The organism is Psychrobacter sp. AOP5-GZ1-6, assembly GCF_052376345.1.
Lineage (GTDB): Bacteria > Pseudomonadota > Gammaproteobacteria > Pseudomonadales > Moraxellaceae > Psychrobacter.
Genome location: NZ_JBQSVP010000148.1, coordinates 1 through 7,201, shown reverse-complemented (window position 1 = coordinate 7,201; position 7,201 = coordinate 1). Strand labels below are relative to the sequence as shown.

The 7,201-nt window shown below is 39.9% G+C and carries 10 protein-coding genes; 9 read left to right on the top strand and 1 reads right to left on the bottom strand.

Annotation, left to right across the window (positions count from 1 at the left end; translation table 11 throughout):
- The first annotated feature begins 133 nt into the window (after nt 1-133).
- The 8 genes from ACT3RN_RS13595 (at nt 134) to ACT3RN_RS13560 (ending at nt 5,919) form a co-directional block, all read left to right on the top strand.
- Entirely contained in the window at nt 134-1,087 is a 954-nt protein-coding gene (locus tag ACT3RN_RS13595; protein ID WP_442063387.1) for a fatty acid desaturase family protein, read from the top strand.
- Between the two features lie 134 nt (nt 1,088-1,221).
- The gene (locus ACT3RN_RS13590) at nt 1,222-1,746 is read left to right on the top strand and encodes a hypothetical protein (protein ID WP_442063389.1); all 525 of its coding nucleotides are present in this window, start codon (nt 1,222-1,224) and stop codon (nt 1,744-1,746) included.
- A 20-nt stretch (nt 1,747-1,766) separates the two neighbouring features.
- On the top strand, nt 1,767-2,738 hold the full coding sequence (locus tag ACT3RN_RS13585) for an epimerase (protein WP_442063391.1): 972 nt from the start codon (nt 1,767-1,769) through the stop codon (nt 2,736-2,738).
- Between the two features lie 58 nt (nt 2,739-2,796).
- A complete protein-coding gene (locus ACT3RN_RS13580; RefSeq protein WP_442063393.1) occupies nt 2,797-3,279 on the top strand; it encodes a hypothetical protein in 483 nt (160 codons plus the stop codon).
- Between the two features lie 65 nt (nt 3,280-3,344).
- A complete protein-coding gene (locus ACT3RN_RS13575; protein WP_442063395.1) occupies nt 3,345-3,887 on the top strand; it encodes a hypothetical protein in 543 nt (180 codons plus the stop codon).
- A 55-nt stretch (nt 3,888-3,942) separates the two neighbouring features.
- Nucleotides 3,943-4,446, top strand: a complete 504-nt coding sequence (locus ACT3RN_RS13570; RefSeq protein WP_442070016.1) for a hypothetical protein — start codon at nt 3,943-3,945, stop codon at nt 4,444-4,446.
- Nucleotides 4,447-4,586: 140 nt separating this feature from the next.
- A complete protein-coding gene (locus ACT3RN_RS13565) occupies nt 4,587-5,456 on the top strand; it encodes a fatty acid desaturase family protein (protein WP_442070018.1) in 870 nt (289 codons plus the stop codon).
- A gap of 1 nt (nt 5,457) precedes the next feature.
- On the top strand, nt 5,458-5,919 hold the full coding sequence (locus ACT3RN_RS13560; protein ID WP_442070020.1) for a thiol-disulfide oxidoreductase DCC family protein: 462 nt from the start codon (nt 5,458-5,460) through the stop codon (nt 5,917-5,919).
- Nucleotides 5,920-5,956: 37 nt separating this feature from the next.
- Here the strand turns inward: ACT3RN_RS13560 and ACT3RN_RS13555 are convergent, their stop codons facing one another.
- Complete coding sequence (locus ACT3RN_RS13555; RefSeq protein WP_442070022.1) at nt 5,957-6,424, bottom strand: hypothetical protein; 468 nt, start codon at nt 6,422-6,424, stop codon at nt 5,957-5,959.
- Nucleotides 6,425-6,689: 265 nt separating this feature from the next.
- Between ACT3RN_RS13555 and ACT3RN_RS13550 the strand changes: the two genes are divergently transcribed.
- The gene (locus ACT3RN_RS13550) at nt 6,690-7,085 is read left to right on the top strand and encodes a hypothetical protein (protein WP_442070024.1); all 396 of its coding nucleotides are present in this window, start codon (nt 6,690-6,692) and stop codon (nt 7,083-7,085) included.
- Nucleotides 7,086-7,201 lie beyond the last annotated feature (116 nt).

The window sequence follows — 7,201 nt, the reverse complement described above, 5'->3', positions numbered from 1 at the left end:
AAAAATTTAAGTGAAAATTTCTGTTTAGACAGAAATTTATGTAATAAATATAAAAGCTAGTCAAGATCAAGCGATACGAGTTTTAGTAAGAATCGCAGCAATAAGAAACAGTAACGACAAATGGGTGCGTAAAATGAATGCAAATAAGACACACGCTAATAAAGAGCAATCCATTAAAAATGCAATGGCCTCAGTTGAGTGGCAGGATTTGCGCCAACTAACGCGTGCTCAAACTGCTTATAACCTCATTTTGCCTTATCCATTTTTATTGCTGTCTTGGTGGTTCGCTAGCCAGTCTTGGTATGTGATGGCATGTGGCGCTTCTTATTTGTTTTTCGCTGCTGCTTTTCGCCAAGCGCACGATGGTTATCACCATAGCTTGGGCGTGAGCAAACGCACCGTTACCGGCATATTGTTACTGCTCAGTGTACTATTGATGACCAGTTTGCATAGTATCCGAGCCACTCACATGGAACATCACCGCAATCCGTTAGGTGACAGTGATATCGAAGGCCGTTTGGCAAAAGGTTCGTGGTGGCAAGCCATGCTTGGCGGCATAGCATATCGATTGGATATTTACCGCCAAGGACTGCGGCTTAGCAGTCGCCGCAATCAGCGTATCGCTTGGTTAGAGTTTGGCCTGATTGCCCTTGTTATTATCACGGCGCTGGTATTGGCTGTGCTTCCTATGGCGGTTCCTGCTATTGCAACCTTGACTCAAGTATTGATATACCACTTACTGACGATGATGTTGGCCAATGCCAGCGTGGGCATCATCGCTGTGTGGGGTGTGCATCATGATTGTGATGAAACAATCGCTCGAACTGAGCGCAATCCTGTAGTTAATTTGCTGACCTTCAATTTACTTTATCACGTCGAGCATCACCTCTTTCCTGCTGTGCCGTCCAATCATTTACCTGAGCTTGCCAAGCGTTTAGATGTAGCAGCGCCGCATCTGACCAAAGCACATGTATTGCCAAATATGACGGCTGTCATAGAATCTATAAATAATTATGCGAGTAAGTTAAAAGATAAAAATCAAAATAGTAATGACAGTGAATGTCCTATTCGTAAGCATTTTGCTTAGTAGAATGGGTAGGCATGTCAGCATTGCCAAAAGCAAAAATAAGAGGTGCGTTTAAATAAGACAAATCACTATCCATCAATTATCCATAGTAATTTCATTGGCTTTGCCAACGCCATATTTATACTAAATTAACGATGACTGTTAATGAGATAAATAGAATGAAAACGAATAATAGTTTAGGTGCGTATCCTTATCTACAAGTGATTATTTTGTTTGCAGGGCTTGGTAGCTTGGTTGGTGGAATGGTAGCGCAGCTGTTTTTATTATTCATCTTTAGAGATGCTGATTTTGCTCAAATTGGTTACCAGCCATTACTGTACGTCGGCTTACTTGGTTTTATCCCTGCTTTATTAACAGGTGTTATCGTTGCTAGTCAAAAGGTATGGCGCGGTGATCGTAAAAGTATAAGAACGACATTCTTAACTGGTTTTATAACTTCAGCATGTTATATGGGTGCAATCGTTTTGTATTTAGGCATAAACTCATTGATAGAAGTGGGTGTATTATTCACATTCATGATGGCTATAGGATTGTTTGGTGGCATCAACTCAGCGATTGCTAGCCTTATTGCTTTACCAAAAGTATGTAAAAGTCATTTTGATATAAAGGCTAAAAAAGAAGACGATAACTATAACGGGTTAAGTTTTACTGAAAAATAATACACATTAGGGAGTAGGGCATGAATATTCTAATTAGTGGCGGTTCAGGGTTTTTGGGTAGTGCGTTCAGCAAAGAGATTCAGAAACGTTATCAAACGGCTGATAGAGAATTACATATTACTTGGCTGACACGTGACAGCAGCCAAGAACATCCTAATGATATTGACATGATGACTTATGACGAACTCTCAAAAACAGACAATACCTTTGATATGATTTTGAACCTAGCCGGTGCAGGTATTGCTGATACGCGTTGGAGTGATGAGCGTAAAGAGCAGCTGCTTGCGAGCCGTATTAAACCTACCGAGTCAATACTGGAGTTTATTGCCCGTACCAGTATCAAGCCCAAGCTGCTAGTCAGTGGCTCAGCGATTGGCTGGTATGGTGTACAAGGTGATACACCACTGACCGAAAGTAGCAACTACAAAACAGATTTTGCCCACCAGTTGTGTGAGCAATGGGAGCAGCTCGCTTTGACGGCAACCGGGTATGGTGTACCTGTGGCCATCGTACGAACTGGTGTGGTGATTCATCCTGAGGGTGGCATGGTTGGCAAGCTTTTGACACCGTTTAAAATGGGCGCTGGTGGTCAGTTGGGCGATGGTCAGCAGGTCATGAGTTGGGTCAGCCGTGAAGACTGGGTAGGGGCGACGATATTTATCATTGAGCAGCACCTTACTGGTAAGCACGATAGTGGTGCTGATACTGTACATGATAACGCCTTGCAGACTACCAGTGATACACCAGGGTTTGTATATAACCTCACGTCGCCAAACCCCGTAAACAATCATACTTTTACTAAAACGCTTGGGGCATGGCTGCATCGTCCGACCTTTTTTACCTTACCTAAATTTTTACTCAAGCTGATGTTTGGTGAGATGTCGATGCTATTAATTGATGGTCAAAAAGTATTGCCGCAAGTATTACAGGACGCAGGTTATGAGTTTCAGCAGCCAACGCTAAAGCAAGCGTTAACAGAGCAGAAGTCATAAATGACTAGGTAACTGTTTCATGTGAAACATTTTTTTAGGCTCATTAGTAGAAAATATCATGACAAGTCTAACGAACGAGATCAAAGAATCATCTTATCCATTTAATCGAGTGGGATGGGGCTATAGCCTACTAGGTGGTAGCACTGGTGGTCTAATGGTTGGTACGTTATTTATATTTGATTATCCAGGAATAGAGTTATTATTAATATTTATTGTTTCATCGATAGTACTTGGTGCTGTGTTTGGTCTAATACCTTCTATAATTACAGGGGTTTGGGTAGTCAAAAATGAAATGAAAATACAAGGTGCTGAAGATTACTGTAAGTTATTTTTAATGGGCTTTTTAGTCAGTTCCACTTACGCTGTATCAGTTGTGCTGCTTAATTACTATATATTCGAATGGTTTCTGATGGACAGTTTTTCTTTACAGCTATTCTCATTCACAGGAGGTATGGGGCTGCTGGGAGGACTTAGTAGTATGATTCTAGGTAAATTACTACTATCGAAAGAAAAGACATTGCAAAACTTTGATAACTTTTAGATAAGTATAAGGTTTTAAATTGAAAATACTTAATAAGTTTCATGTGAAACAAAATAGAGGTCTTTATGAGTAAGACTAATAGCAACGCCACTGTTGATAAGCTAAAAACTGATAAGCAAATAGTCGTATCTTTAAAGAAAAAAGAAGAGCGAAATATAGGAGGTTCAGTTTTAACTATGTCTGAATCTGATTATCCTTACTTTAGAGTAATGGGGTTTTATGCGTTACTCGGTGGCATTTTTGGCGGAATAGCTTTAGATTTATCTATGGTAATTATTAGTTTAATTACACAGAATTCTATTGAAACATTTATGTTTCAACGTTCAGTAGAATGGTTTTTTAGAGCTTTGTTACTTGTTGGAATAATGGGGTTTCTACCTGCGTTACTAACTGGCTTTATGGCATGCTTATTTAAGATGTATTTTGATTCAATAAAAAAGGCGGTACTATTATTTATAATTGGTTTTGTAAGCACTTTTATATACATGGTGTTGTTTACTCTAGATAAAGATTTTATAGATGTCGCTGTGATGCTTTTTCTATTTTGCTGTAATGGTGGTGCAATCGCTGTAATAATAGGCTGGTTTGTACTACCTAAACATGAATAAAATTTATCTATTTATTTCACTTTTGACAGAAATTAAATAAAACAAGGGAGGGTGTATGGATATTATTGAGAGCGGCGCTACAGTTGCGGTACCAAACTACCCAACCGGTAGAGTAATAGGGCTTTATGGATTGTTAGGCGGTGCAATAGGTAGCTCAATTATTGGCTTACCTATTACTATAATAGGTGTAATAGCAGGCGCGATAACACCTGCTGGTTTTGGTGTGATGCAAGCTGTGGCAATCTTATTCAGTATTATTATACTTGGAAGCCTGATTGGTTTATTACCTTCACTAGTCACAGGAGTGGTTATCTGCCATTTTCAGATATACTTTGATTCATCTAATGAAGTATTACCCTTGTTTATCATCGGTTGTCTTAGCACTTTTATCGTATTCCTAGCCATAATTTTATTATCAACAGGGCTTCCGTCTGGCGCTTTAGATAACATTATATTATCAGGTGTAGCTATAGTAGCACTCTTTTTGCCTGTTAGTATCCTAGGCGGGATCAGCGCTATCGTCACAGGATGGGTTGTATTACCTAAGCACGAATACTGATCATAAATACTAAGTATAAATAAAAATTTGTCTTTTTATTTCACTTTTGACAGAAGTAAAATAAATAACACTAAGCAAGTTAAATTAAGTGGTCGCGCTAGTAAGACAGCTACTACTTATCATCAAGCAAGGAGAACATCATGCGTCATCCTTCGTTAGCCAGTATTAAATGGCAAGATTTGCGTCAACTTAGTCTGAGAGAGACTGTTTATAATATTTTTTTATCATTACCTTTTCTATTATTGTCATGGTGGAGCGCATGGCAAGGGTGGTGGTTACTTGCACTTGTGGCGACATTTTTCTTTTTTACTGCCGCACTAAGACAAGCGCATGATTGTTATCATCGAACGCTAGGAGTAGGGAGAGTTGCCACCGAGCTCATGCTGTTTTTTCTCAGTATCACAATGCTCTGTAGCACACATGCTATTCGGCATACTCATCTCAACCATCATCGAGATCCGCTTGGCGACAGTGATGTTGAGGGTAACTGGGCACGCTTGCCATGGTATAAGGCGATATTAGGTGGCGGGTTGTTCTCGATTGCGATTCAGTGGTTTGGATTGACGCATGGTAGCCGCCGTAATCGTATGCTGGTCGGCATTGATATGTTGCTCATTTTCGCAGTAATTGCCACTGCTTTTATCACGATGTATCCAGTGTTGATTTATCACGTGTTGGTGATGATATTGGCCAATACCATGGTGGGATTTTTTGCGGTATGGAGCGTACATCATGGTTGCGATGAGGTGGTATATGCTCGCAGTGAGCGCCAACCGCTCATCAATCTACTGACGTTTAATTTGCTCTATCACATTGAGCACCATCTATTTCCAGCGGTGCCGACCAATCACTTACCGATACTGGCTAAGCGCTTAGATACCGCAGCCCCGCAATGGACGCAGCAGCCTGTCATCCCCTTATTAGCACCAGTCAATAAGTATTCAGTAGTTAACACGACCGAAAAAGTTAATAGCCTTGATGCTGATGTATCACTTATAAAGGAGTTTTAACATGATTATCCAAAACCATATCAACAGCTATAGAGAGCAGGCGAGTTTATCCATCACGATGTACTACGATGATGCCTGCGTGATATGCAGCACCGAGGCGCATAATATGAAAAAACGTCAACCGGAAAAGATACGCTTAGTTCCTGTAGTGGATGGACTGGATGAGTTAGCGGTAGCAGGATTCAGCTGTGAGGATGCGATGACCTATATGTGCATAAAAGACAGCTATGGCAATTGGTACACACATATGGATGCCGTAAGACTTTTATACAAAACGGGTGGCGTTAAGTGGTCACCGTTGTTGTTTTTGCCAGTGATCAAGCAACTGGGTAACTTTGGCTATCCATATGTCGCTCGCAATCGTTATAGAATTCCAAACTGGGTGACCAAGATGATATATGGTACAGCAGTCGTGCAAGCGTGTGAAAATGGCGTCTGTAAAATAGCACCAGATAAACGCTAAGGCAGTGCAAAATGTAACCCGTATCGCTGTATTTATTTTATAGTGGGTCGATTATAGTACGTGCTTTCTTATTTGATACCAAAAGCACGATAAGGCTGATAACCCCGACGCATAATGACAGTAAAGCGCCTGTTATTAACGTCATAACCAAGCTTGATAAAAAAGGTTGGTGATAATCCAAGCCTAACAGTTCAGCAATATAGCTAGCAGCTATCCCTGCCAAAATCTCTGGTGATATAAAAGGAGCAATAGGCATGGCCAGATTTAGAACCTGTAACCCTGCTTTTATATAGACGCCTGTCTGTAACGCTGCTATAAACCGATGCAATTGGTGTTTGCGTGCAAAATCATCAAGCAATGTATAAAACACAATAAAGCAGCCTATGCCTGCCACCATACCGCCTATAGATAACCAAGAATTACCGTTTAATGCAACTCCCCATACAAAGCCCGCGATGGCACTGATACAAACCCAAAGTGTCCAAAAACCCCAGCGTTTATTCATTTTTCACCTTTATTATTGTCTGCAAGATTCTGATGATAAATCATACGATTTTATTTAACGGATATTCGTGTAAAAGCTATGGAATATTGATGGAATATGGGCTAAGCACCAAAAACAAGCTATTTTTATCGTAAGATAATCTCATTCTATCTGAGTAGATTTTACTATGTGGTACTTCATTGTTTTCACTCAATTACTTTCCTTTATGACTTGTATTTTGCTTTGCTGGTTTATCAAACCAAATCGGCAGAGTAGAAAGATTATTTTGGCTATAAGCGTTTTTATCGTTAATAATGTTTTTCTCATTTATGGTCTAAGCGATTTTTGGGGCGAGCGTTTTAACGTTTATTTAGTTATCAATATTTTACAAGGCTTTATGTTCTATGCAGGTATAGCCACTGCTGTATTATCACTCTTTTTTAATAAATTATTAAAGTGTCAGTCGCGTCCTAAGCTGATACGTGTGTTTGCGCTTACGGCTTATGTAGCTATTGTCAGCTTGGCTGTATTTAATGCTTACTCGCCTGTGGTACATCGTTTGACAGTGACGACAGATAAGCCGCTGAATAAGCCTATGACTATAGCATTAGTGTCTGATACTCATTGGGGAAGATGGTTTGGTAATCAACAAATAGATAAATTGGGGAAGATGGTTTGGTAATCAACAAATAGATAAGTTGGTAGCTATAGTTGATGCACAAAATCCTGATATCGTCGTCATAGCAGGCGATATCATGCATGACACGATGATTGCTTATGACAACACAAATATGCACG